Annotated in this window: 24 protein-coding genes and 1 pseudogene; 8 read left to right on the top strand and 17 right to left on the bottom strand. The window is 53.1% G+C overall.

All coding sequences use genetic code 11. The annotated features are described in order from the left end of the window. Positions 1 to 47 precede the first annotated feature (47 nt). The 4 genes and pseudogenes from FJ147_07710 to mazG all read left to right on the top strand — a co-directional run bounded on the left by FJ147_07710 (position 48) and on the right by mazG (position 2241). The gene (locus tag FJ147_07710) at positions 48 to 1004 is read left to right on the top strand and encodes a D-2-hydroxyacid dehydrogenase family protein (GenBank protein ID MBM4255768.1); all 957 of its coding nucleotides are present in this window, start codon (positions 48 to 50) and stop codon (positions 1002 to 1004) included. Between the two features lie 41 nt (positions 1005 to 1045). After that, entirely contained in the window at positions 1046 to 1288 is a 243-nt protein-coding gene (locus tag FJ147_07705) for a type II toxin-antitoxin system HicB family antitoxin (GenBank protein MBM4255767.1), read from the top strand. After that, a pseudogene (locus FJ147_07700) lies at positions 1269 to 1429 on the top strand (toxin HicA). Before FJ147_07705 ends, FJ147_07700 begins: the two are co-directional and overlap by 20 nt. Positions 1430 to 1449: 20 nt before the next feature. Beyond that, positions 1450 to 2241, top strand: a complete 792-nt coding sequence (gene mazG / locus FJ147_07695; GenBank protein ID MBM4255766.1) for a nucleoside triphosphate pyrophosphohydrolase — start codon at positions 1450 to 1452, stop codon at positions 2239 to 2241. Here mazG and murJ read toward each other — a convergent pair. Continuing rightward, on the bottom strand, positions 2188 to 3888 hold the full coding sequence (gene murJ / locus FJ147_07690) for a murein biosynthesis integral membrane protein MurJ (protein MBM4255765.1): 1701 nt from the start codon (positions 3886 to 3888) through the stop codon (positions 2188 to 2190). The two genes, mazG and murJ, sit on opposite strands and share 54 nt — an antisense overlap. Positions 3889 to 3960: 72 nt before the next feature. Here murJ and rpsT point away from each other — a divergent pair, with 72 nt between their 5' ends. Further along, complete coding sequence (gene rpsT / locus FJ147_07685) at positions 3961 to 4251, top strand: 30S ribosomal protein S20 (GenBank protein MBM4255764.1); 291 nt, start codon at positions 3961 to 3963, stop codon at positions 4249 to 4251. 68 nt (positions 4252 to 4319) lie between these two features. Here the strand turns inward: rpsT and FJ147_07680 are convergent, their stop codons facing one another. The 14 genes from FJ147_07680 to FJ147_07615 form a co-directional block, all read right to left on the bottom strand. Further along, entirely contained in the window at positions 4320 to 5045 is a 726-nt protein-coding gene (locus FJ147_07680; GenBank protein MBM4255763.1) for a hypothetical protein, read from the bottom strand. Between the two features lie 37 nt (positions 5046 to 5082). After that, positions 5083 to 7797 carry a leucine--tRNA ligase gene (locus tag FJ147_07675; protein MBM4255762.1) on the bottom strand — a complete coding sequence of 905 codons (2715 nt, stop codon included), beginning with the start codon at positions 7795 to 7797 and terminating at the stop codon, positions 5083 to 5085. Beyond that, a complete protein-coding gene (gene nusB / locus FJ147_07670) occupies positions 7781 to 8218 on the bottom strand; it encodes a transcription antitermination factor NusB (GenBank protein ID MBM4255761.1) in 438 nt (145 codons plus the stop codon). Before nusB ends, FJ147_07675 begins: the two co-directional genes overlap by 17 nt. Before the next feature lie 77 nt (positions 8219 to 8295). Beyond that, positions 8296 to 8772, bottom strand: coding sequence for a 6,7-dimethyl-8-ribityllumazine synthase (locus tag FJ147_07665; protein ID MBM4255760.1), 477 nt, complete (start codon positions 8770 to 8772; stop codon positions 8296 to 8298). Positions 8773 to 8784: 12 nt separating this feature from the next. Beyond that, the gene (ribA, locus tag FJ147_07660) at positions 8785 to 10008 is read right to left on the bottom strand and encodes a GTP cyclohydrolase II (protein ID MBM4255759.1); all 1224 of its coding nucleotides are present in this window, start codon (positions 10006 to 10008) and stop codon (positions 8785 to 8787) included. Then, positions 9983 to 11092, bottom strand: a complete 1110-nt coding sequence (gene ribD, locus FJ147_07655; GenBank protein MBM4255758.1) for a bifunctional diaminohydroxyphosphoribosylaminopyrimidine deaminase/5-amino-6-(5-phosphoribosylamino)uracil reductase RibD — start codon at positions 11090 to 11092, stop codon at positions 9983 to 9985. Before ribD ends, ribA begins: the two co-directional genes overlap by 26 nt. A gap of 23 nt (positions 11093 to 11115) precedes the next feature. Continuing rightward, positions 11116 to 11652, bottom strand: a complete 537-nt coding sequence (gene nrdR / locus FJ147_07650) for a transcriptional repressor NrdR (GenBank protein MBM4255757.1) — start codon at positions 11650 to 11652, stop codon at positions 11116 to 11118. A 73-nt stretch (positions 11653 to 11725) separates the two neighbouring features. Then, positions 11726 to 12982, bottom strand: coding sequence for a serine hydroxymethyltransferase (locus FJ147_07645; protein MBM4255756.1), 1257 nt, complete (start codon positions 12980 to 12982; stop codon positions 11726 to 11728). Between the two features lie 156 nt (positions 12983 to 13138). After that, the gene (gene acpP, locus FJ147_07640) at positions 13139 to 13378 is read right to left on the bottom strand and encodes an acyl carrier protein (protein ID MBM4255755.1); all 240 of its coding nucleotides are present in this window, start codon (positions 13376 to 13378) and stop codon (positions 13139 to 13141) included. Positions 13379 to 13452: 74 nt separating this feature from the next. Next, positions 13453 to 14202, bottom strand: coding sequence for a 3-oxoacyl-[acyl-carrier-protein] reductase (fabG, locus tag FJ147_07635; protein ID MBM4255754.1), 750 nt, complete (start codon positions 14200 to 14202; stop codon positions 13453 to 13455). Then, positions 14199 to 15137: an ACP S-malonyltransferase gene (gene fabD / locus FJ147_07630; protein ID MBM4255753.1), complete on the bottom strand. Its 939-nt coding sequence runs from the start codon at positions 15135 to 15137 to the stop codon at positions 14199 to 14201. Before fabD ends, fabG begins: the two co-directional genes overlap by 4 nt. Then, positions 15134 to 16273 carry a phosphate acyltransferase PlsX gene (gene plsX, locus FJ147_07625; GenBank protein ID MBM4255752.1) on the bottom strand — a complete coding sequence of 380 codons (1140 nt, stop codon included), beginning with the start codon at positions 16271 to 16273 and terminating at the stop codon, positions 15134 to 15136. The genes fabD and plsX overlap by 4 nt, the downstream gene beginning before the upstream one ends. 82 nt (positions 16274 to 16355) lie before the next feature. Further along, on the bottom strand, positions 16356 to 16541 hold the full coding sequence (locus tag FJ147_07620) for a 50S ribosomal protein L32 (protein ID MBM4255751.1): 186 nt from the start codon (positions 16539 to 16541) through the stop codon (positions 16356 to 16358). Between the two features lie 70 nt (positions 16542 to 16611). Further along, positions 16612 to 17178: a DUF177 domain-containing protein gene (locus FJ147_07615; protein MBM4255750.1), complete on the bottom strand. Its 567-nt coding sequence runs from the start codon at positions 17176 to 17178 to the stop codon at positions 16612 to 16614. Between the two features lie 92 nt (positions 17179 to 17270). Between FJ147_07615 and infA the strand changes: the two genes are divergently transcribed. Beyond that, positions 17271 to 17489 (top strand): translation initiation factor IF-1, encoded by a 219-nt coding sequence (gene infA, locus FJ147_07610; protein MBM4255749.1) that lies wholly within the window; start codon positions 17271 to 17273, stop codon positions 17487 to 17489. 55 nt (positions 17490 to 17544) lie between these two features. After that, positions 17545 to 17739: a hypothetical protein gene (locus FJ147_07605; protein MBM4255748.1), complete on the top strand. Its 195-nt coding sequence runs from the start codon at positions 17545 to 17547 to the stop codon at positions 17737 to 17739. Here FJ147_07605 and FJ147_07600 read toward each other — a convergent pair whose 3' ends face one another. Together FJ147_07600 and FJ147_07595 are read right to left on the bottom strand one after the other, a co-directional pair. Further along, complete coding sequence (locus FJ147_07600) at positions 17740 to 18312, bottom strand: hypothetical protein (protein ID MBM4255747.1); 573 nt, start codon at positions 18310 to 18312, stop codon at positions 17740 to 17742. A 179-nt stretch (positions 18313 to 18491) separates the two neighbouring features. Next, entirely contained in the window at positions 18492 to 19418 is a 927-nt protein-coding gene (locus FJ147_07595; GenBank protein ID MBM4255746.1) for a cyclase family protein, read from the bottom strand. A gap of 372 nt (positions 19419 to 19790) precedes the next feature. On the opposite strand from FJ147_07595, the gene FJ147_07590 reads away from it, so the two are divergent. Further along, positions 19791 to 20380 (top strand): helix-turn-helix domain-containing protein (locus FJ147_07590; protein ID MBM4255745.1); only part of this gene is annotated, 590 nt, incomplete at its 3' end.

Below are 20380 nucleotides of genomic sequence, written 5' to 3'. Positions count from 1 at the left end.
AGCAGACAACTGGTGCGCTGTGCGCACCCTACAAAAAGGGGGAACTCATGGCAAAAACGCGCGTCGCCGTTCTCGACGACTATCAAGATGTCGCGTTGCAGATGACCGACTGGAGTCCAATTGCAGCCGATACGGAAACAACGGTCTTCAGAGACCACTTGTACGATCAGGATGCCATTGTCGAACGACTCAAAGATTTTCCGATTGTCGTATCCATGCGCGAACGGACACCATTTCCACGTTCTCTCTTGGAACGACTGCCAAAATTGAAACTACTGGTCACTACCGGTATGCGAAACGCAGCGATAGATGTTGCTGCGGCGACAGCGCTGGGCATCACTGTTTGTGGTAGTGGCGGGATCGTGTATCCAACAGCAGAGCTGACGTGGGGCCTGATTCTCGCGTTACTGCGGCACATTCCCCGTGAAGACAAAGCCGTGCGTGATGGGCAGTGGCAAGTCAGTATGGGTCTCGGCGTCAATGGCAAAACACTGGGAGTGGTTGGCTTGGGCAATCTTGGCTCACAAGTTTCTACAATCGGCAAAGCTTTTCAGATGCAGGTCGTGGCTTGGAGTCAAAACCTTACAGCCGAGCGCGCAGCCCAATTCGGCGTTGAGTTGGTGACTAAAGATGAACTACTGGCACGCTCAGATATTGTCAGTATTCACCTCGTGCTGAGTGATCGCACGCGCAACCTTCTCACCGCACGAGAACTGGGACTGATGAAACCCACAGCCTATTTGATCAACACCTCACGCGGTCCGATTGTCGAAGAGAAGGCATTGATTGATGTCCTACAGCAGAGACGGATCGCTGGAGCAGGGTTGGATGTATTCGATCTCGAACCCCTCTTGCCAGATCATCCGTTACGACGCTTGGACAACACAGTCATTACCCCACACATCGGTTACGTCACCAAAGAGACCTATGCAATCTTCTTCCAACATATTGTCGAGGACATCCGTGCGTTCCTTGATGGCAAGCCGGTAAGAGTTTTCAAGTAAGATTGGGCAGTGTAGAGTGAAAGCCGCGAAGGAGTACGGCCATGCGCTATTCCGTTCTGCTAGAACCGATACAAGACCCTGGGTTTCAGGGTTACTACTATGCCCATGTTCCCACTCTTGATCTGACAACTCACGGCCAAGGCGTCGAAGGAACGCTCTCTGCCGCTCGTGAGCTTGTCGAGGCCTGGATCACTGAAAAACATGCACCCGGAGAATCGATCCCAAGCGACACAACAGCACTGATCGGACATATAGAGATCCCAGATGCCGTACTCACCCCGTGAAGTTTTGACGAGGCTACAGCGCGCTGACTTTATGGTCGACAGACATACCTCGCGATGCATACCGCAACTTTACCCACTGGAACTTTTCGGAAAATCCTTAAACAAGCCGGGCTGACAGAAGAGGAGTTCCGGAATCTCTAAGGCATTTCATTCCTCTTTTTATGACTCATACTATGTATCCCCAATTCGCCCGTCTCGTCGAAATCATGGCTACGCTGCGCAGCCCTGAAGGCTGCCCGTGGGATCGTGAGCAGACGCCAGATTCCCTGAAGCCGTATCTCGTCGAAGAAACCTACGAAGTGCTCGAAGCTCTCGAAGCCAAGGACCTCCCCGCCTTCAAAGAGGAGCTTGGTGACTTGTTGTTACAAATTGTTTTCCACGCTCAACTCATGACCGAGAGCGGCACGTTCACCATTGAGGACGTCGCCCAGGCAATCGCCGACAAGCTCGAACGTCGCCATCCGCATGTGTTTGGAGATGTCAAAGTAAAAGATGCAGACGAAGTCGTACAAAATTGGGTCAAAATAAAGGCACAAGAAAAGGTGGGAAAAGCGGACCGCTCGATCTTGGCAGGAGTCCCTGCCGGTGCCCCTGCGTTAATTCAAGCCCAACGCCTCGGCGAGAAAGCGGCACGTGTCGGCTTTGATTGGACTTCAGCCACGGAGGTCTTCAAGAAAGTCGAAGAAGAAACGCAGGAATTAGCCGCAACACTCGCTGACCAAACGACAGAACACCAAGAGCATGAATTGGGTGATTTGCTTTTTGCCCTGACGAGCCTCGCGCGCCATCTCAATATCGATTCCGAAACCGCGCTACGCAAAGCTGGGAAACGCTTTAATGAACGGTTTCGCTACATCGAAGCGCAACTCGAACAGCATGGTGAGGACATTCACCGCACTTCAATTACTCGCTTTGAGGAATTGTGGCACGCGGCGAAGCAGGCGATCGGGTAACATTTTCAACAATGCGGCAAATTCAGTTTTGCCACCCCACCAGGCAACAAGCGTGAAGCTAACGATGCCAGCCACTATGGCAGATAGCAGTACACCAACACGCAGCAGATACGGCACCGAACGATCAAACCAATCAATCTGCTGCTGAATCCACCACACTGGCCCAATCATCACCACTGCCCCCAAAATGCTCCAGGCAAGTGAATGTAACCACGGAACCCAAGGAAAGCCGTCGAGGCGGCGCAAAAGGATTGCGCCTAATAAAAGAACATTGACGGTGGCAGCCAATGACGCCGAGAGTGCAAGGCCGCCTGCTTCTAAGTTCCGGATCGTAATCCAATCACTCAAAGCAGCAAAAAACTGGACAACTCTTCCTGAATTTTCTGCGGCGACAATGTGCCCCATGAACATGACACCAAAAAAGATGCTGGTGACAAAGGCTAACACTGCAGCAACTAATGGCGTCCGCGTATCTTGCAACGCGTATAGACAAGACGTTAACAAGCGCGCTGCTGCTACCGACCAGAGCCCAAGCACCATCCACCTCAATGCTTGGGCGGTATCTCGTACCGCCTCTTCGGTAAAGGCGCCATGAAAAAACAACACCACGCAAATTGGGAGAGAAAGGACCGTCAAACCGACAGCCGCGGGAAGGACAACGAAATTGATTAATCGCATTGCAAATCCTAAGCTGTCTCTCACTCCCACAAGATCGCCGCGCTGGGTCTGTGCAGCTAAGCTCGGCAACGCGGCAGAACTTAACGCGAGCACAAAAATCCCCTGCGGGAAGTCAAACACACGCGTGGCATACCACAAGGCAGACACACTGCCTTCACTCAACAATGACGCGAGCAAATTTTTTACTATCAGCGACACTTGATACAGCAGAGAGCTGAACAAGACCGGCACAAGCAATCGACCGATCTGGCGAATTGCTGGATGTCGAGGATTCCACTCTGGAGTCACCAACACATTCAAGTGTTGCAGTACCGGAACATGCCACAGAAGCTGAGCGAGCCCTCCAATGACGACGGCTCCAGCCAAAATCAGGATTGGCGCTCGCACTTCTGCAGGAGAAAACCAGCCGACAAAGAGCGTGGCCGAGATCATGGAAATATTCAAGAAAATAGGTGCAAATGCCGGTGCAGCAAAATGGAGATAGGCGTGCAGGACGCCCATTGCGATCGCCGACAGGCCAATAAAGAAGAGGCACGGAAACATGATGCGCAACTGATGCGCCGTCAGGGTAAGCTTTTCCGGGGAGAAGCCAGGCACCAGAAACGAAGCGATGGGTGTCGCCCAAATGACGCCTGCAGCAGACAAGACAAAAAGCAACAACATTCCTATACCCAGTAGCGACCGAATCATCGCGATGGTTTCATTTTGCGTACGGCGTTCTCGATATTCCGTGATGACAGGTACGAGTGCAGCAGCTGAAGCCCCCTCTCCCACGACTCGTCGCAACATGTTGGGAATACGGAAGGCCGTAAAGAACGTATCCGTCACAAATCCCGCTCCAAACACTGCACCGATAGCAATGTCACGAAAAAGTCCGGTGATTCGGCTCAGAAGTGTGTAAAACCCGATCTGTCCAGCTGCTTTAACAATCTGTCGTTCTTCGGGTGTCGTGGGAGGAGGTGCCGACATTGATTGGGGTGTATCCTCGTGCTAGGGTTCGGGGGCTCAGGTTTGTAGGTATTAAGAAAGGAGTACGAAAGAGTGGCTTCGTCAGAAGAAAAACGACATCGTCAAAGTCTGCAGCGACAGGCGCGTAATCAAGCAACGAAATCCCGAGTAAAAACTTTGATCAAGAAAGTTATCTCCTCTGCGGCAGGCACGGACGCTAATGCAACAGAAGAACAGTTACGCGAGGCGATCAGCGCTATCCACAAAGCAGGACGAAAAAGAGTTCTTCATCCGAATACTGCGGCTCGGCGTGTTGCCCGCTTATCTCGCTTAGTACATCGCAGCAAGACTGCAGCTCAATCCCCAGCCGCCCCTAATTCCTAGAGAGTGGGGGTTGTCCGCGAGGAACAAGGTACGCACTTGCCTCCCAACCCCTCCATTCTCGCCTTTTGTCAAAAGTTCTCGCTCAACCGTAAATACATCTGTCGCGCCGCGGCAGAGAAGAGATGTTCCACTGCACGCCGTCGTTGGGCTTCGGAAAACTGGATATCTGTCAGTCCTTGCAAATCCTCAGCGTTGAGATTGCCAACAAAAAACTGCGGTGACGTTGGCACTACGACTTGCGGGATCGCGTCATAGTCAGTTGAGACCCGCATGTTGTTCGCTTGCCACAGTATTTTACCGGTTTCTCGGTGTGTCAACTGAACATCGAGGAGCAGGATCACTTCATACTCTAAGACTTGATCGCGGCGATCAAAGGACAACGGACGTAGATCCATCTGTCGCATCGTCACATGCAGAATGCCATCGCCGTCTTCATTGACAATTGAACTGCCACGCTTGCGAAATTCTTGTTCGAGCGCCCACTGCAACTGTTTCTCTGTCCCAACTTCGAGTGTCTCATTCTCAATTTCCGCTAAGCGAATTTTTTGTACGCCTTGTGGCAGCGTTCCACCACCAGAGAAATGGTAACCACAGCCAGCGAACAGGAAAACAAGAAGAGCAAGGGCAAACGGGAGAATGGGCGAACGGGCAGGCAGGGAAGAAAAACAGGCTATAGGCTGTAGACCATAGGTTAGAGGGATTTTTCGATTTTTCCCTAAAGCCTGAAGCCTGAAGCCTGAAGCCTTTTTGTGAGCCTTGAACCTCAGACCTCCCCAACACCTAATGCCTAGCACCTAGCACCCTCCTCGACCGTAAACTTCACAGCTGCCGCTACGCTATGACAAAATTGACGAGTCGCCCAGGGACAACGACTTCGCGACGAACCGTTTTTCCGCTGAGGTAGGACTGAACTTTTTCATGCGCCCGCGCAATGTTCAAGATCGCTGCCTGATCAGCACCAGCCTCAACTTCAATCGTGGCACGAACCTTCCCATTGATCTGTACCGGAACGGTGACTGTCGCGTCTCGGACCAGTTCGGGATCGTAGGTTGGCCAGGACTCATAGGCGAGCGTTTTCTCATGACCAAGCCGCTGCCACAACTCTTCGGCTAAGTGTGGTGCGAACGGTGACAGCAACAAAACAAACCCTTCAACCAGAGGACGTGGCAATTGGTCAGCTTTATGTGCTTCGTTCGAGAACTCCATCAAAGCGCTGAGCGCGGTGTTAAAGCGCATGCCCTCAAGATCATCGGTCACTTTCTTCACTCGTTTATGATACTCACGGGTGAGGCTCTCTTGAGGATCGGGTGATGTCTGCACGATGTGCGATCGTACTTCTCCGCCATCACTCACGACGAGTGACCACGCCCGTGATAAGAAACGCGCAACCCCTGCAACCGATCGTGTATTCCAGGGCTTCACTTGTTCGAGTGGCCCCATGAACATTTCGTAGCAGCGCAAGGCATCGGCACCATATTCAGCAATAACGGAATCTGGGTTGACTACATTCCCACGCGACTTCGACATCTTGTCTTGTTGTGGTTCGAGTTCTAATTCTGGTTCATCTGGATGGTACGGTTTGTCGTTGTCCCACACGACTTTCTCGACGGGCACGTAGTGCACGGTCAATTGCGCTGACGGATTCCCTGCCACGACGTAGTCTGGCTCTTCGTTCCCAGGCTGCGCTATGCGTTGTACCGCATGGTACGCATAACGCTTCCTGTTCGTGTCTTCATAATAGCGATAACTGTAGCCAAGGATCATCCCTTGATTGACCAGTTTTTGAAACGGCTCAGGCGTAGAAACGAGCCCACAGTCATATAACACCTGGTGCCAAAAACGTGAGTACAACAAGTGAAGTACGGCATGTTCGACACCACCGACATAGAGGTCAACCGGCATCCAGTAACGTTCTTTTTCCGGATCCCAGGGATGTTGGTCGTTACGGGGATCGACAAAGCGCAAGAAATACCAACAACTCCCCGCCCATTGGGGCATAGTGTTGGTTTCACGTTTGACAGGTTTCCCGGTCTTTTGGTCAGTGATCTCAACCCACTGTTTCACCGCAGCCAAGGGTGGATCACCAGTACCCGTCGGTTTGAAACTTTCCACGTCTGGCAGCAACACTGGCACATCATTGAGACTCAGAGGCTGAGGCTGGCCATCGATATGAATGACTGGAAACGGTTCTCCCCAGTAGCGCTGCCGACTAAAGAGCCAATCGCGCAACTTGTAGGTGACCGTCCCTTCCCCGCATCCATGCTCTTCGAGCCACGCGTTCATCTTCTTTTTCGCGTCGACGACATTCAAACCGTCGAGGAATCCAGAGTTCACATGTAGACCATCACCAATGTACGCTTCCTTGGCGATATCACCGCCGTGCACAACTTCGACAATAGGGATGTCAAAACGCCGAGCGAACTCCCAATCACGCTGGTCACCACCGGGCACAGCCATAATCGCACCAGTGCCGTAGGTAATCAGCACATAGTCAGCAACCCAAATGGGAATGGGCTTGCCGGTCACCGGGTTGAGGGCAAAACCTCCGGTGTTCACACCAGTTTTTTCTTTGACCAAATCCGTACGTGCAAGGTCAGACTTGCGTGCAGCTTCCTGGCGATAGGCTTCAACCGCGACACGTTGTGAGGGCGTTGTTACCCGATCAACCAGCGAATGCTCGGGCGCCAGCACACAATAGGTCGCACCAAAGAGTGTGTCGGGACGGGTCGTGAACACATCAAAGTACGCATCGGCTTCAGGAAATTTCGTGCCATCCGCAGAGCACAGCGGGAAACGAATGCGCGCCCCTTCGCTGCGTCCAATCCAATTGCGCTGCATGTCTTTGACACTTTCCGGCCAGTCGACATGCTCAAGCCCAGCCAGTAACCGTTCAGCGTACGAAGTGATGCGCAACATCCATTGACGCATGGGACGACGAATCACTTCGTGGCCGCCACGCTCACTTTTGCCATCAACAACTTCTTCATTGGCGAGGACAGTTCCCAGCGCTGGACACCAGTTCACCGGCACATCAGCCATGTAGGCAAGGCCGCGCTCATACAGCTTGAGAAAGATCCACTGCGTCCATTTGTAATACTCAGGATCACAAGTAGAGATTTCTCGATCCCAGTCATAGGAAAAGCCCAGGGATTGGATTTGCTTGCGAAAAGTATTGATATTGCGAGCGGTGGTGTCACGCGGATGAGTGCCAGTTTCAATCGCATACTGCTCAGCTGGTAAGCCAAAAGCGTCCCATCCCATAGGATGCAAGACATTGAACCCGCGCATGCGCTTGTAGCGCGCGAGGATATCGGTCGCGGTGTATCCTTCCGGGTGTCCGACGTGCAGGCCCGCACCACTCGGATAGGGAAACATATCAAGGATGTAGTACTTCTGTTTTGTCGGGTCTTCAACCACGCGGAAGGTCTTGTTTTCGAGCCAATAGCGTTGCCATTTCGGCTCGATTTCTGCTGGCCGATAGCGGACCCGTTCTGGGTTCGATTTCGCTTCGTGCTCGTGAGTACTAGATTTATTCACTTGACTCATGCGCTTGCACTTTCTTACCAATCATCACCGCAACACGGTCGAGAACACCGTTGATGAACGTCGGAGCCTCGTCTCCACAGTAGAGTCGAGCAATCTCGATGGCTTCGTTGATGGTCACCCCCGGCGCTAATTGTGGATACGACAGCAATTCATACACTCCCAAGCGGAGCAGGTTCAGGTCAACGCGCGGTAGTCGCCCCAAGCGCCAATTTTCGGCAACGTTGGCGATCATCTTGTCAATACGATCTCGCTCTTTCCACGCGCCTTCGACCAACTCGTTGGTGAAGTCTTGCGGAGCGGCTTTGGGCTCGAAGTTTTGCCAAAACATTGCGAGTGCTTGCTTAGGAGTGAGCCCACTGAGGTCAACCTGATACAGCACTTGTAGGGCAAATTCACGGGCTTGGCGACGAGAGGTAGACATACGGTATCTCACAGCTAAAACGTGAAACGTCAAACGTAAACACTTCCTCTTCCCTTTTACGTTTTACGTATTACGTTTTACGCTTTTTTTTCCAATTCCTTCAATGCATTCACCATCTCAATCGCAGCGATTGCGGCTTCAGATCCTTTGTTACCGAGCTTTGCACCAGCACGGTCAAGCGCTTGGTCAACTGACTCTGTCGTTAAGACACCGAAGGTCACTGGTAACCCGTGAGTGAGCATGATTTCTTTCACTCCCTGGGTCATTGCCGAAGCGATATAATCAAAATGCGGCGTTTCTCCGCGAATAATTGCGCCTAGACAGATCAACGCATGATAACGACCACTCGCAGCCATTTTCTTCGCAAACAGCGGGATATCAAAACCACCGGGAACGAGGACAACATCAATATCGTCGTCTTTCACACCGTGGCGAGTTAGTGTATCGATCGCACCTGCTTGTAAGCGCTCGGTCACTAAACTGTTAAACTGCGACACGACAAGACCAAAACGCAGTCCTGTTGCATCCATCTTGCCCCGAATCACGCGCGCCATGCATTCCTCTCCTTACAGTACCGGCTTCAGTTCCGTCAACAGATGACCAAGCTTCTCTTTCTTCACTCGTAGATAGTGAATGTTGCCTGCGTGAGGTGGAGTCTCGATCGGCCGTCGTTCAACCACTTTCACCCCATATCCTTCGAGTCCGGTAATTTTCTGCGGATTGTTCGTCAGCAAGCGGACTCGTGCGACACGAAGATCGCGGAGGATTTGCGCGCCAATGCCGTAGTCGCGTAAGTCTTCTTTGAACCCAAGACGTAGATTCGCTTCGACCGTATCAAACCCCTGATCTTGCAGAGCGTAGGCGCGAATCTTGTTCGCCAGTCCAATACCTCGGCCTTCCTGGCGCATGTAGATGATAACGCCCTTCCCTTCGTCAGCTATCGTTTGCATGGCTTGACGGAGTTGATCCCCACAATCGCAACGCTCTGAGCCAAACACGTCGCCAGTCAGGCACTGTGAGTGCACCCTGACCGTCGTCGTTTCTCGCGAACTAATTCTCCCTTTTACTAGGGCCATATGTTCGTGACTATCGACATCAGTGCGATACACAATGGCATGAAGCTTCCCGCCATGCGGGCTGACAATGTCTCCTTCGGATACGCGGTGCACTAAGGTCTCGGTACGCAGACGATAGGTCATGAGCCGAGACAGGCTGACTATCTTGAGATTATGCTGTTGAGCAAAGCGCTCGACATCCTCACCTTGGGCGAGTCCACCATCTTCCCGCAAGATCGTACACAACACCGCTACTGGCCGACATCCTGCCAGGTGAGCAAGATCCATCGCTCCTTCTGGTAAACCGAAACGGGCGAGCACACCACCACGATGAGCGACAACAGGATGGATATGTCCAGGCATGACGATGTCATCAGGCCCGGCTCCATCCTTGGCGGCAACCGTAATGGTCAGGGCACGATCATAGGCCGAAATGCCGGTCGTGACCCCTCGCCGCGCCTCGATTGCAGCGCCAAACACTCGCTTCTGCGGATTGGGACGACCGTTCCCTAACAATGGAATTCCGAGTTCGCGAATTTTTTCTTCAGTGAGCACGAGGTAAATCAACCCACGTGCGTGTGTCGCCATGAAATTGATGGTTTGGGGAGTAACGTGTTCAGCAGCGACGCAAACGTCAGCTTCCCCTTTTTCGTTCTCCTCGTCAACGAGGACTATCATTTTCTTGTCACGTAAATCTGCCAGGGTCTCTTCAACTGGCACTGTGGAAATGGCCATTGCGTTTCCCTCTCTCACCTACATAAGCAGCTACGAGAATATCCTTGCCGATGCGCTGAACCGTCATTGTATGCAGTTTCTGCCCAGCGGCAACCCGGTCTATCCCAAGGGGGCCAATCATGGCCCGTCCGTCGCCACCAAGCAAGAGTGGCGCGTAAAAAAACAACACCTTATCAACCACGCCTTCACGAAAAGCGGCGGCAGCTACCCGCCCACCACCTTCGATGAGCACTGATTTATGCCCGCGTTGGGCTAATTCTGCAAGCAACGAGCGCAGTGGGATATAGCCGTTGTTCGTGGGAAACGGTACGACGTGTACCCCTCGGGCTTCCAGTTGAGCAAGCTTCTTCTTTTGCCCGTGATCTTCACCAACCGCAATCAAGGTCTGAGCAGGTGATTGTTGCGTACATACACGGGCTGTCGGCGCAATACTGAGACGCGTATCAAGAATAACTCGCAGTGGGTCACGACCACCACGTATTCGGCACGTCAACTGTGGATCATCGCTCCGAACTGTTTCTGCACCGACCAGTATCGCATCGACGCGATTGCGCAATTCGTGCACGATGCGGCGCGACTGTTCTCCACTGATCCACTGCGAGTCACCACTGGCTGCGGCAATGCGACCGTCCAATGACGCAGCCAGCTTCAGCGTCACAAATGGACGTCCGGTCTGAATGAAACAGGCAAAATCCTCATTCAAGCGTTCACATTCTTCGCGCAACACCCCAGCCTCGACGGCGATTCCAGCTCGCTGTAAACGCCGGAGCCCTCGGCCCCGCACCAGTGGATTAGGATCAACCATACCAACGACGACCCGCTTGAAACCTGCTTCGATAAGGGCATCAGCACATGGCGGGGTGCGCCCGTGGTGTGAACATGGCTCGAGATTGACGTAAATAGTAGCCCCACGGGCGGAGCCGGTCAGGCGGCGTAACGCCTCCCGTTCTGCGTGAGGAAGACCAGCAAGACGATGAAACCCTTCAGCAAGCACGTGGCCGTTTCGCACAATGACTGCACCAACTGCAGGATTCGGACTTGTACGGCCTAAGGCTTTCGTTGCCAGTTCAATCGCGCGTCGCATGAACCGCTCGTCGACAGCACTACTCACGAGTCCCTCAGCTGTGACTTCGCTCGATCACCAGGCGCGCGGCGGCGCGACTTACGTTCTTCTTCCTCGCTCGTGCGCCCACGGCCATCAACCAGCTCTTTCAATTCATGCATAAACGCATCGAGATCTTGGAATGAGCGGTACACCGAGGCAAAGCGGACATACGCGACTTTATCGAGGTTGTAGAGTTCACGCATGATCTCTTCGCCAATCATCGCGCTGGCGATTTCTTTTTCGCCACGGCTCTGCAGCAAGTGCTCAATGCGATCGGCGACTTCTTCGATCGTCGCCATACTCACAGGACGTTTTTCACAGGCTTTGCGTAGACCGTTGACCACCTTTAAGCGATCATACGCTTCCCGGCGTCCATCTTTTTTGACAACCAGGGGAAGGATCTCTTCTACCCGTTCATAGGTAGTAAAGCGCCGCTCGCAGCGAGTGCATTCGCGCCGTCGGCGTGTGACATCGCCTTCACGACTTAAGCGTGAATCGATAACTCGATTTTCTAAGCTAGCGCAGAAGGGACATTTCATGGCAGAGACTAGAAGCGAGAGGCGAGAGACTTGAAAAAAGAGGCAAACCAGCCTCTAGCCTCACTATTTATCGTTAAGCAGTCTTCACTCGCCCTTTATACATCGGAAACTGCTGACAGAGATCGCGTACCTCCGTGCCAATCGCTTTCAGCGCTCCCTCATCACCAACCTTCTGCAACGCACGGAAAATGAGGTCAGCAATGACATCCATTTCTTTCTCTTTCATCCCCCGACTTGTTACTGCGGGTGTGCCGATCCGCACCCCACTCGTCACAAACGGAGAGCGATTGTCAAAAGGAACTGCATTTTTATTGACCGTGATCCGCGCGACATCAAGGGTTTCCTGCGCCACTTTCCCAGTCAGTTCCGTTCCACGCAGGTCAAGTAGCATCAAATGATTATCCGTTCCACCGGAAACAAGGCGAAAGCCGCGTTTCGATAACCCCTGCGCCAGAGCCTTGGCGTTGTTCACAATTTGTTGCTGATACTGTTTGAACTCCGGCGAGAGCGCCTCTTTGAACGCCACTGCTTTGGCCGCAATGACGTGCATTAGTGGCCCACCCTGGTTTCCAGGAAAAATAGAGGAATCAATCGACTTCGCCAATGCGGCTTTGCACATGATCATGCCGCCTCGCGGTCCCCGTAGCGTTTTGTGTGTCGTCGTCGTCACGATTTCAGCATGTGGCAACGGTGAAGGGTGAATCCCTGCAGCCACCAACCCAGCAAAATGGGCAATATCAACCATCAACATTGCACCGACCTCGTCGGCGACCTTACGAAACGGGACCGCATCGATCTGACGCGGGTACGCACTGTGACCGGCAACGATCATTTTGGGGCGATGTTGCCGTGCTAACGACGCGACTTCATCATAATCAATACGCTGGTCAGACTCGCGTACGCCATAAGGAATGACTTTGAAGAATTTTCCTGAGAAATTCACCGGACTGCCGTGCGTCAGGTGACCACCATGCGACAGATTCATGCTCAGGATCGTATCGCCCGGCTGGAGCTGCGAGAAATACGCCGACATATTGGCCTGCGACCCGGAGTGTGGCTGTACATTCGCGTGCTCAGCCCCGAATAATTGCTTGGCGCGATCAATCGCAAGTTGTTCGACAACATCGACATACTCGCATCCACCGTAGTAGCGTCGGCCCGGGTATCCTTCGGCATACTTGTTGGTAAGAACCGAACCTTGCGCTTCGAGCACGGCCTCACTCACAATGTTTTCTGAGGCTATAAGTTCTAAATTGTACTCTTGTCGTTCGGTTTCGCTTTGGATTGCGGCGTAAATTTCTGGGTCACATTGGGCAAGTGCGCTATTCATGGGAATTGTTCTCATGGAAAAATGATACAAAATCTTCCAGCTACAAACAAAGAATCGCAGGACCTCAGGGGAGAAGTCACTGCGATTCTGCGACTATAGTAAAGAGTAGGTCGGCCTCCTTGGCGAAAGGCAGCAGGACTTACTCCAAATTCAGGTCTACTTCTTTTGTTTATTAATGTACTCAAGGACATCGTTCACGGTACGAATTTTCTCAGCGTCTTCGTCTGAGATTTCCATACCATACTCTTCTTCGAGCGCCATTACGAGTTCAACGAGGTCGAGTGAATCTGCCCCAAGGTCCTCAATGAATGACGCTTGTGGGGTGACTTCGTCGGCACTGACCCCAAGTTGTTCACAAATGATCTCTTTTACGCGATCTTCAATCGATCCTGCCATAATCGTACTTCTCCTCTCTAACCCCTCTGGACAGTGTAGCGGAAACTGCCAGCATGTATGATTTTCTTCTTTGTTTATACGTACATGCCGCCGTTGACATTAATCACTTGGCCGGTGATGTAACTCGCCAGTGGGCTGGCCAGAAACGCCACAACCTCTGCAACTTCTGCAGGAGTCCCCCATCGACCGGCAGGAATAAGGGTCAAATATCCTGTTTTGACCTCCTCTGGCAAGGTCCCGGTCATATCAGTTTCAATAAATCCCGGTGCAACCGCGTTCACGGTAATGGCCCGCGAAGCCAGCTCTTTCGCCATCGACTTGGTGAAGCCAATAATACCCGCCTTCGATGCCGCATACGCCGCCTGTCCGGCATTACCTGACTGCCCAACCACCGAACTCAGGTTAATGATACGGCCATAGTGCTGTCGGAGCATCGCGCGCGAGACAACCTTCGTACACAGGAAAACACCTTTCAAATTGACGTTCATCACTTGCTCCCACTCTTCTTCTTTGAGGCGAAGGAGCAAATTGTTGATCGCAATCCCGGCGTTGTTCACCAAAATATCGATCTTCTTGTGACGCTCAAGGATCGTCTGTACTGCGGCAGTAATTTCCCCACCATTGGCGGCATCAAAACGGCACAGTTCAGCTTTGCCTTGCGCTTGCGCGATGGTCGCGACGACCTCTTCAGCCGCCGCTTGTGATTGCAAATAATTCACTAGAACCAACGCACCATCACGCGCTAAACGTTCAGCAATCGCACGCCCGATACCACGCGAAGCACCGGTCACTAACGCAACTTGCCCATCGAGGATGCCACTCATGCTATTACTCCCTGGGCTTCGGCCAATGTCGTGGGATCACCGACTGACACACAGGTCAAGTCTGGCACGATCCGTTTCAGCAGTCCAGCCAGTACTTTGCCTGGGCCAACCTCAACCGCGGCTGAACAGCCGAGCGTATGCAACTTTTGCATACTTTCTTCCCAGCGTACCGGTGCGGTTACCTGTTGTACCAGCAAGTCTTTGACGCGTTGCGGATCAGCATTCACGTCCGCTGTGACATTAGCAATCACCTGTGCTTTCGGAGCGTGCACAGAAATTGACTCTAAAACCTTTGCCAATCCATCGGCTGCGGGTTTCATGAGTGCACAATGGAATGGAGCACTCACGGCAAGTTCGACGGCTCGTTTAGCACCACGAGCTTTCGCTCCAGCAACCGCACGTTTGACTGCACTCGCATGGCCAGCGATGACGATCTGCCCACCACCATTCAAATTGGCAGGGGAAACAACTTCACCTTGGGCAGCCTCAGCACATACAGCAACAACCTCTTCTGCCGAAAGATTAAAGAGCGCAGCCATCGCCCCCACCCCGACCGGCACCGCTTCTTGCATCAGTCGTCCGCGCTCACGTACGACGCGCACTGCATCAGCCAGCGTAAGCACTCCAGCGGCAACCAGCGCTGAATACTCGCCAAGGCTATGACCAGCAACATAGGCTGGCTGCACTCCGGTCTCTTGTTCCAATACGCGAAGAGCGGCGATACTGGTCGCAACGATCGCCGGTTGCGCATTGGTCGTGAGTTTCAGATCATCGTCTGGTCCCGCAAAACACATCTGCGATAGGGAGAAACCGAGAGCAGCATCGGCCTCAGCAAATACCTGCGCTGCGATTGGAAACTGCTGGGCAAGGGCTTTCCCCATCCCTGCAGCTTGGGACCCTTGTCCTGGGAATAGGAGAGCAATCGAGCGATTCATTCTTTTTTCTTCTCCTCTCCAGCTGGCGGTTCAGACGCTGGTGGAGCGTCATGGCTTTCTCGCGCATGACGGAAGCGTTCTTTAATTTGTGCCCAAATTCTGCGTCCACTTTTCTGCTCAGGTTGAGCAAGCGCAACTTCAGGGGGAAGGGCCTGTATACTCTCAACGATTTGACGGTTAATATCTTGGCGCAACGACTCATCAGCCACACGAATGGCATTTTTGATGGCCTTAGGAGATGACGCGCCGTGCGCAATAATTGCCAGGCCGTCGGTACCAAGGAGGGGAGCGCCACCGACCTCTGCGGGATCGAGACTCGCTCGCAAATTGCCAAACGCTTTGCGAATCATCAAGTATGACAACTTGCCACGTATCCCAGATGAGAAGACTGTACGTAACTGTCCTTGCAGGAAGTGGGCAAACCCTTCGAGAGTTTTCAATGCCACATTGCCAGTAAAGCCATCTGTAACGATGACATCAACTTCACCATTATTGAGATCACGGCCTTCCACATACCCAATGTAGTTGATAGCCACCTTCTTCAGCATGGCGTGAGCCGCGCGAGTCAGGTCTGTTCCTTTCGAATCTTCCTCACCGTTGCTCAGTACGCCAACACGCGGGGAGGCAATCCCGCGTACGAGTCGCGCGTAAACTTCTCCCATCAAGGCAAATTGCACGAAATGGATTGGTTTACATTCGGTGTTTGCTCCTGAATCAAGTAGACAGGCATGACCGCCAAGCGTCGGGATCACTGTCACGATCGCAGGCCGATCAACTCCTTTGAGCGTCCCCAGAATAGTCACAGCCAGGGCAAGCATGGCGCCAGAATTGCCGGCACTGAGTACGGCCCCCGCTTCCCCAGCTTTCACTGCTTGTACTGCCACACGCAGCGAAGAATCCGGTTTGCCGCGTAGCGCAGCAATCGGTGATTCCCCCATCTCTACACTTTCACTGGCATGGCGAATCACTAAGAGTGAAGACTCTTGCCCACCGATGCGATCAAGTTCCCGACGAATCGCCTCTTGATCACCAACCAAAAGGACAGGAGTGCCATACTCCTCGACCGCGTGTAGCGCACCCTCCACTACCGCAGCGGGGGCGTGGTCGCCACCCATGGCGTCAACCGCAATAAACATGATGTTGGACTGTAATGGTGTTTAAGCGAGTTCTCAAGCCGGATGGTAGAGCGCACGTCGAGTGACGACGTACCGTTCCCACTTACTCGGCTTCGGCGATTTCCATCACCTGTCTACCACGATAATAGCCACATTTGGCACACACGCGATGAGAAAGGACAGGCTCACCACAATTCGTGCAAGTTGCCCATTGTGGTGCCGTAAGCGCATCGTGGGCACGGCGTTTATTGCGTTTTGACTGAGATGTTTTACGTTTCGGCAGACCCATATTCGTTCCTTATAGAAAATAACAGATGTAGCGTCACGGCATGGATAATGAGGATACAGGCGTATTGGTGTTATCGCTGGGGCGGTAACCGCAAGTTCGAGAGAACAGCAAGGCGAGGGTCTTTCCACACTGGACGGCACTCGCAGGATTCCACATTAAGGTTAATCCCGCACTGCGAACAGAGCCCCCGACAATCGTCTCGACACAAGGGACGGCTTGGCAAAGCCAAAAGTGTCTCCTCATGCACAAGCGCCGAGAGGTCAACCTCTTCCTCGTTATAAAAACTGGCCGATAACTCATCAGCAGTGAGTTCCTGTTCGCGCTCAAGATCACGGTTTGGGCTTAGCATGAGAGAAAACTCGCGATGCAGCGGAAGCGGGTACTCTTCTAAGCACCTCCCACATTGGCCGACCAATTCGCTGCGTAACGTCCCAGAAAACCACAGATCATCACCTGAACGGAAATGGCACAGCGCAACCTGCATCGGTGCCGCGAAGCGATAGTCTCCGTCACCGCCACGCGTCACAAGGTCGTTCAGCTCCTGCACCCCTTCCACGAAGTGGATTTCTGTCGGCGATGGCTTGATGTCTTTAACGGCAATCTTCACTACACAATCCTCGTCCCGATGCGCGCGCATGGTAGTATGAAACCGGCAAAAAAGCAACGCAGTTCCGCAAGCAAAGGCGTAGCTCTTGACGGAATACCTGAGATGCGCTACCAGCCAGACTAATGGCAAAAGAAGGAATCGAAGTTACAGGTACCGTCCTTGAGACACTCCCCAACGCAATGTTCCGAGTGCAACTGGAAAATAAGGTGACCGTGCTCGCCCATGCCTCTGGGAAGATGCGTAAATTCTATATCAAGATTCTTCCGGGTGACACCGTCACGGTTGAACTCTCGCCGTATGATTTAAGCCGAGGACGCATCACGTTTCGGCATCGGACCTGACCTCTATCAGTCCGCCTTCGCAGTCAGTCAAGAAGCCGGACCAAAAAGAGCATCCATGTCAGCAATCGCGCTGACGCTATTGATCCTTTGGATTCTCAGCTTATGGCTGCTCCTGACGAAAAGGCAGGCGCTGCGTCAGATCGTACTGTCTCGCTCGCTTGTACATCTTGGTATCATTAGCGGAGCCATTTTGTTCCTTGTCTTAAGTCTGACAGCACTTGTCTTCCTCCGACTTCTTATTGTCGATTAGTCACCGTTCGCTGACCTCTTGTGTTTGACACGCCCGCCGTACTGCCCGAAGCATCACGTGTCGAATCAGTCCACTAAACGGGCGGATGAGCAACCAATAGAGGCGAAACTTGAACCTACTGGCGGGATCGCCACACACCACCCGCGTTTCGGTTGACAACAATGTGTGACCAGGTTTCGTCTCGTGCACCGTGAAGTTCCAGACTGCCCGCGCCAGGCCCGGTGGTACCGGACCATCGAAGTGCTCTCGATTGAACGGCAGACTGTTCCCTGTCGGTCGCCAGAACTGTCCAGCAATTCCCAAAACAATTTCTCGTCCCGGCTCTTCGGCTAACTTTCCAAAACCAGCCGTCATGACGGTCTGCAACGTCAACTGCGGAATCGGACGTTGCCGCGACTCCCTGTGTAAAATCCGTGCGGGAAGTGATCGCAACGTCAACAATCCTCTCACTATGGGTGATTGGCCAAGGTCAGTGGTCCACAGCGCCTGGTAGACAGTCGCTCCAGGCGCTGCAATCTCTATGCGATGGATTTCCACTGCGTCTGGATGAGGAGCAAATGCATCAATCAACATTGTCGTTCAGCAAGCATCAATGAAATTCTGGCATCACGGTTTTATCCCCTCTCCCTGCCAGGGAGAGGGCTAGGGTGAGGGTAATGAATCCACACAGTTGTTTTTGGCCTTTCGGTCCCTCACTCTTCCTCTTTCCTTCCAATCACGTAGCGTCCGCTATGCGCACGACTGTCATTGCCTCAGAAAACAGCCACCGGCTGACACGGAGAGCCGGTACTACCAGCGAGGCGCAACGGCATCGCCATAAAGAGAAACTCGTACCGCTTCTCTTCCGCACAAGCGGCCACCAAACGTTCGGGATACACATTATCGATCAAGCACAATCCGAGAAAAGGAATTCCTAAATGGACACCGAAGTCCATGCCGTTATAGCCAACCGGATATTCATCGAGCATATCCCACGCCACAGCAGACACATCACGCTCACGCAGCCACTCGAGACAGGCAATATGCAAACCGGGACGAGCATCGACCGCAAAGCTGCGCGGAGAAATCGAAGAGGCCAGGCTCGTTTTTGCCGCTTCGTACGCTTCGCGCCCACTACGAATAACAACGACATCACCAGGTTCAACTTTGACTGCGGCGCGGGCTGCCGCCGCATCTAACTCAGGAGGAGTTACCGGCTTGCCGAGATCGACGTAGCCTTCGCTGCGTCCAGCCGCGACATCGAGCAGCACACCACGAGTGACCACCCCATCAAACCATACATCGAGAGAGCCCCACCCTGCTCCACCGAAAACAATGCTGTCCTCAAAACTGCGCCCGTTATACAGTTGGCCTTGAAACTCCACATGACAAAGCGCGTCCATGTGCGTCACGGTCAGGCCATGGAACACCAGCCCAAAATAATCCAGCGCAGCCTTAGACCCTCCGCGCCGCACGGGACACAGCATGTGATAATCTAGTGTTGGTGACTGCGCAGTAAGGTCGCGCGACACCGACACCACCCGCCCCTTACGAGCAAGAGCAACAGCCGTAGCGCGTTTCTCGGGAGTAATCAAATTGAGCGTCCCACGTTCATCATCCTTTCCCCAACGGTCCCAATTATTGAGGCGCTTAAAGTATCCTTCGACCTCTGCCTGCGATGGCGCTTTCCAGTCTGGCATAGAACACCCTCCTCATATGGAGCCGTGTTCTATGTAGTTTACGATCTGCTTGCAAGCGCTTGTTGCACTTCCCAATACACGCAGTTGCGCGCCTCGTCGCTAGTTGCTTCGCAAGAACCGGTGACATACGATTCTGCAGAGTGACCCGTGAGGAATTATCACAATGGCCGAGCACCAAAGATTGACCTCGCCCCAATCTTCCCTTTCACCTCTGCAAGTGCGTGCGGTAGTGAACCGATTTTGCTGTCACAAATTGGAAGCGTTTTTACTGCTGGGACACCAACACTAAATAGAAACCCATTGGACGGAAAGTGCTTCACCTCTTAGGATGGCAAATGGATAAAGTTTGTCAGACCCTAAAGAGGTGAAGCGATGGACAAGGAGCATCTTCGCATAACGGCGCGGGAGCGCCAAGCCTTGTTGGAGCAGTACCGGAAAGGAGCGAATGAGCGCGTCCGCTTACGTGCCCACCTCCTCTTATTATTAGCGGATGGGTATTCGTGGGCGATGATTGCGGGGGTGTTGTATTGTAGTACGCGCACGATTGCGCGGTGGAAGCGGCGCGTAGAGGGAGCGGGGATTCAAGCGGCGTTAGGGACGCCTCCTCCTGCTTCGCGCTCCGGCAGTTGGTGGAGTGAAGTGGTGGCCAGCTGGATATTGACGCGGAGTCCGCGGGACTTTGGGTTTCTGCGCAGTCGGTGGAGTTGTCAGGTAATGGTACTGGTGTTGTTGGAGACCTATGAATTGCAGGTGAGCCAAGAAACCGTGCGCCGGTGGTTGCACAAGGAACAAGTAGTGTGGCGTCGTCCGTGTCCCGTTGTGGGACCGAGCGACCCACAGAAGGAACAGAAGTTACGCGTGCTGCGCCAGCTCTTAGCCAGTCTGCCGGCCAACGAGATCGCCGTGTTTCAAGATGAAGTCGATGTGAATACCAATCCTAAGATCGGCGCCATGTGGATGCG

Source organism: Deltaproteobacteria bacterium (assembly GCA_016874775.1).
Taxonomy (GTDB): Bacteria; Desulfobacterota; Binatia; order Bin18; family Bin18; genus VGTJ01.
This window is presented reverse-complemented; position numbering and strand designations above follow the sequence as displayed.

Coding starts and splice junctions, on each gene's coding strand:
- ribA (MBM4255759.1), bottom strand. CDS start 10,008: ATGGCCATTTCCACAGTGCCAGTTGAAGAGACCCTGGCAGATTTACGT.
- FJ147_07595 (MBM4255746.1), bottom strand. CDS start 19,418: ATGCCAGACTGGAAAGCGCCATCGCAGGCAGAGGTCGAAGGATACTTT.
- FJ147_07645 (MBM4255756.1), bottom strand. CDS start 12,982: ATGAATAGCGCACTTGCCCAATGTGACCCAGAAATTTACGCCGCAATC.
- infA (MBM4255749.1), top strand. CDS start 17,271: ATGGCAAAAGAAGGAATCGAAGTTACAGGTACCGTCCTTGAGACACTC.
- acpP (MBM4255755.1), bottom strand. CDS start 13,378: ATGGCAGGATCGATTGAAGATCGCGTAAAAGAGATCATTTGTGAACAA.
- ribD (MBM4255758.1), bottom strand. CDS start 11,092: ATGCGACGCGCGATTGAACTGGCAACGAAAGCCTTAGGCCGTACAAGT.
- FJ147_07710 (MBM4255768.1), top strand. CDS start 48: ATGGCAAAAACGCGCGTCGCCGTTCTCGACGACTATCAAGATGTCGCG.
- mazG (MBM4255766.1), top strand. CDS start 1,450: ATGACTCATACTATGTATCCCCAATTCGCCCGTCTCGTCGAAATCATG.
- FJ147_07620 (MBM4255751.1), bottom strand. CDS start 16,541: ATGGGTCTGCCGAAACGTAAAACATCTCAGTCAAAACGCAATAAACGC.
- FJ147_07605 (MBM4255748.1), top strand. CDS start 17,545: ATGTCAGCAATCGCGCTGACGCTATTGATCCTTTGGATTCTCAGCTTA.
- nrdR (MBM4255757.1), bottom strand. CDS start 11,652: ATGAAATGTCCCTTCTGCGCTAGCTTAGAAAATCGAGTTATCGATTCA.
- nusB (MBM4255761.1), bottom strand. CDS start 8,218: ATGTCTACCTCTCGTCGCCAAGCCCGTGAATTTGCCCTACAAGTGCTG.
- fabG (MBM4255754.1), bottom strand. CDS start 14,202: ATGAGTGGCATCCTCGATGGGCAAGTTGCGTTAGTGACCGGTGCTTCG.
- FJ147_07600 (MBM4255747.1), bottom strand. CDS start 18,312: ATGTTGATTGATGCATTTGCTCCTCATCCAGACGCAGTGGAAATCCAT.
- FJ147_07615 (MBM4255750.1), bottom strand. CDS start 17,178: ATGCGCGCGCATCGGGACGAGGATTGTGTAGTGAAGATTGCCGTTAAA.
- plsX (MBM4255752.1), bottom strand. CDS start 16,273: ATGTTTATTGCGGTTGACGCCATGGGTGGCGACCACGCCCCCGCTGCG.
- FJ147_07705 (MBM4255767.1), top strand. CDS start 1,046: ATGCGCTATTCCGTTCTGCTAGAACCGATACAAGACCCTGGGTTTCAG.
- FJ147_07675 (MBM4255762.1), bottom strand. CDS start 7,797: ATGAGTCAAGTGAATAAATCTAGTACTCACGAGCACGAAGCGAAATCG.
- fabD (MBM4255753.1), bottom strand. CDS start 15,137: ATGAATCGCTCGATTGCTCTCCTATTCCCAGGACAAGGGTCCCAAGCT.
- murJ (MBM4255765.1), bottom strand. CDS start 3,888: ATGTCGGCACCTCCTCCCACGACACCCGAAGAACGACAGATTGTTAAA.
- FJ147_07665 (MBM4255760.1), bottom strand. CDS start 8,772: ATGGCGCGCGTGATTCGGGGCAAGATGGATGCAACAGGACTGCGTTTT.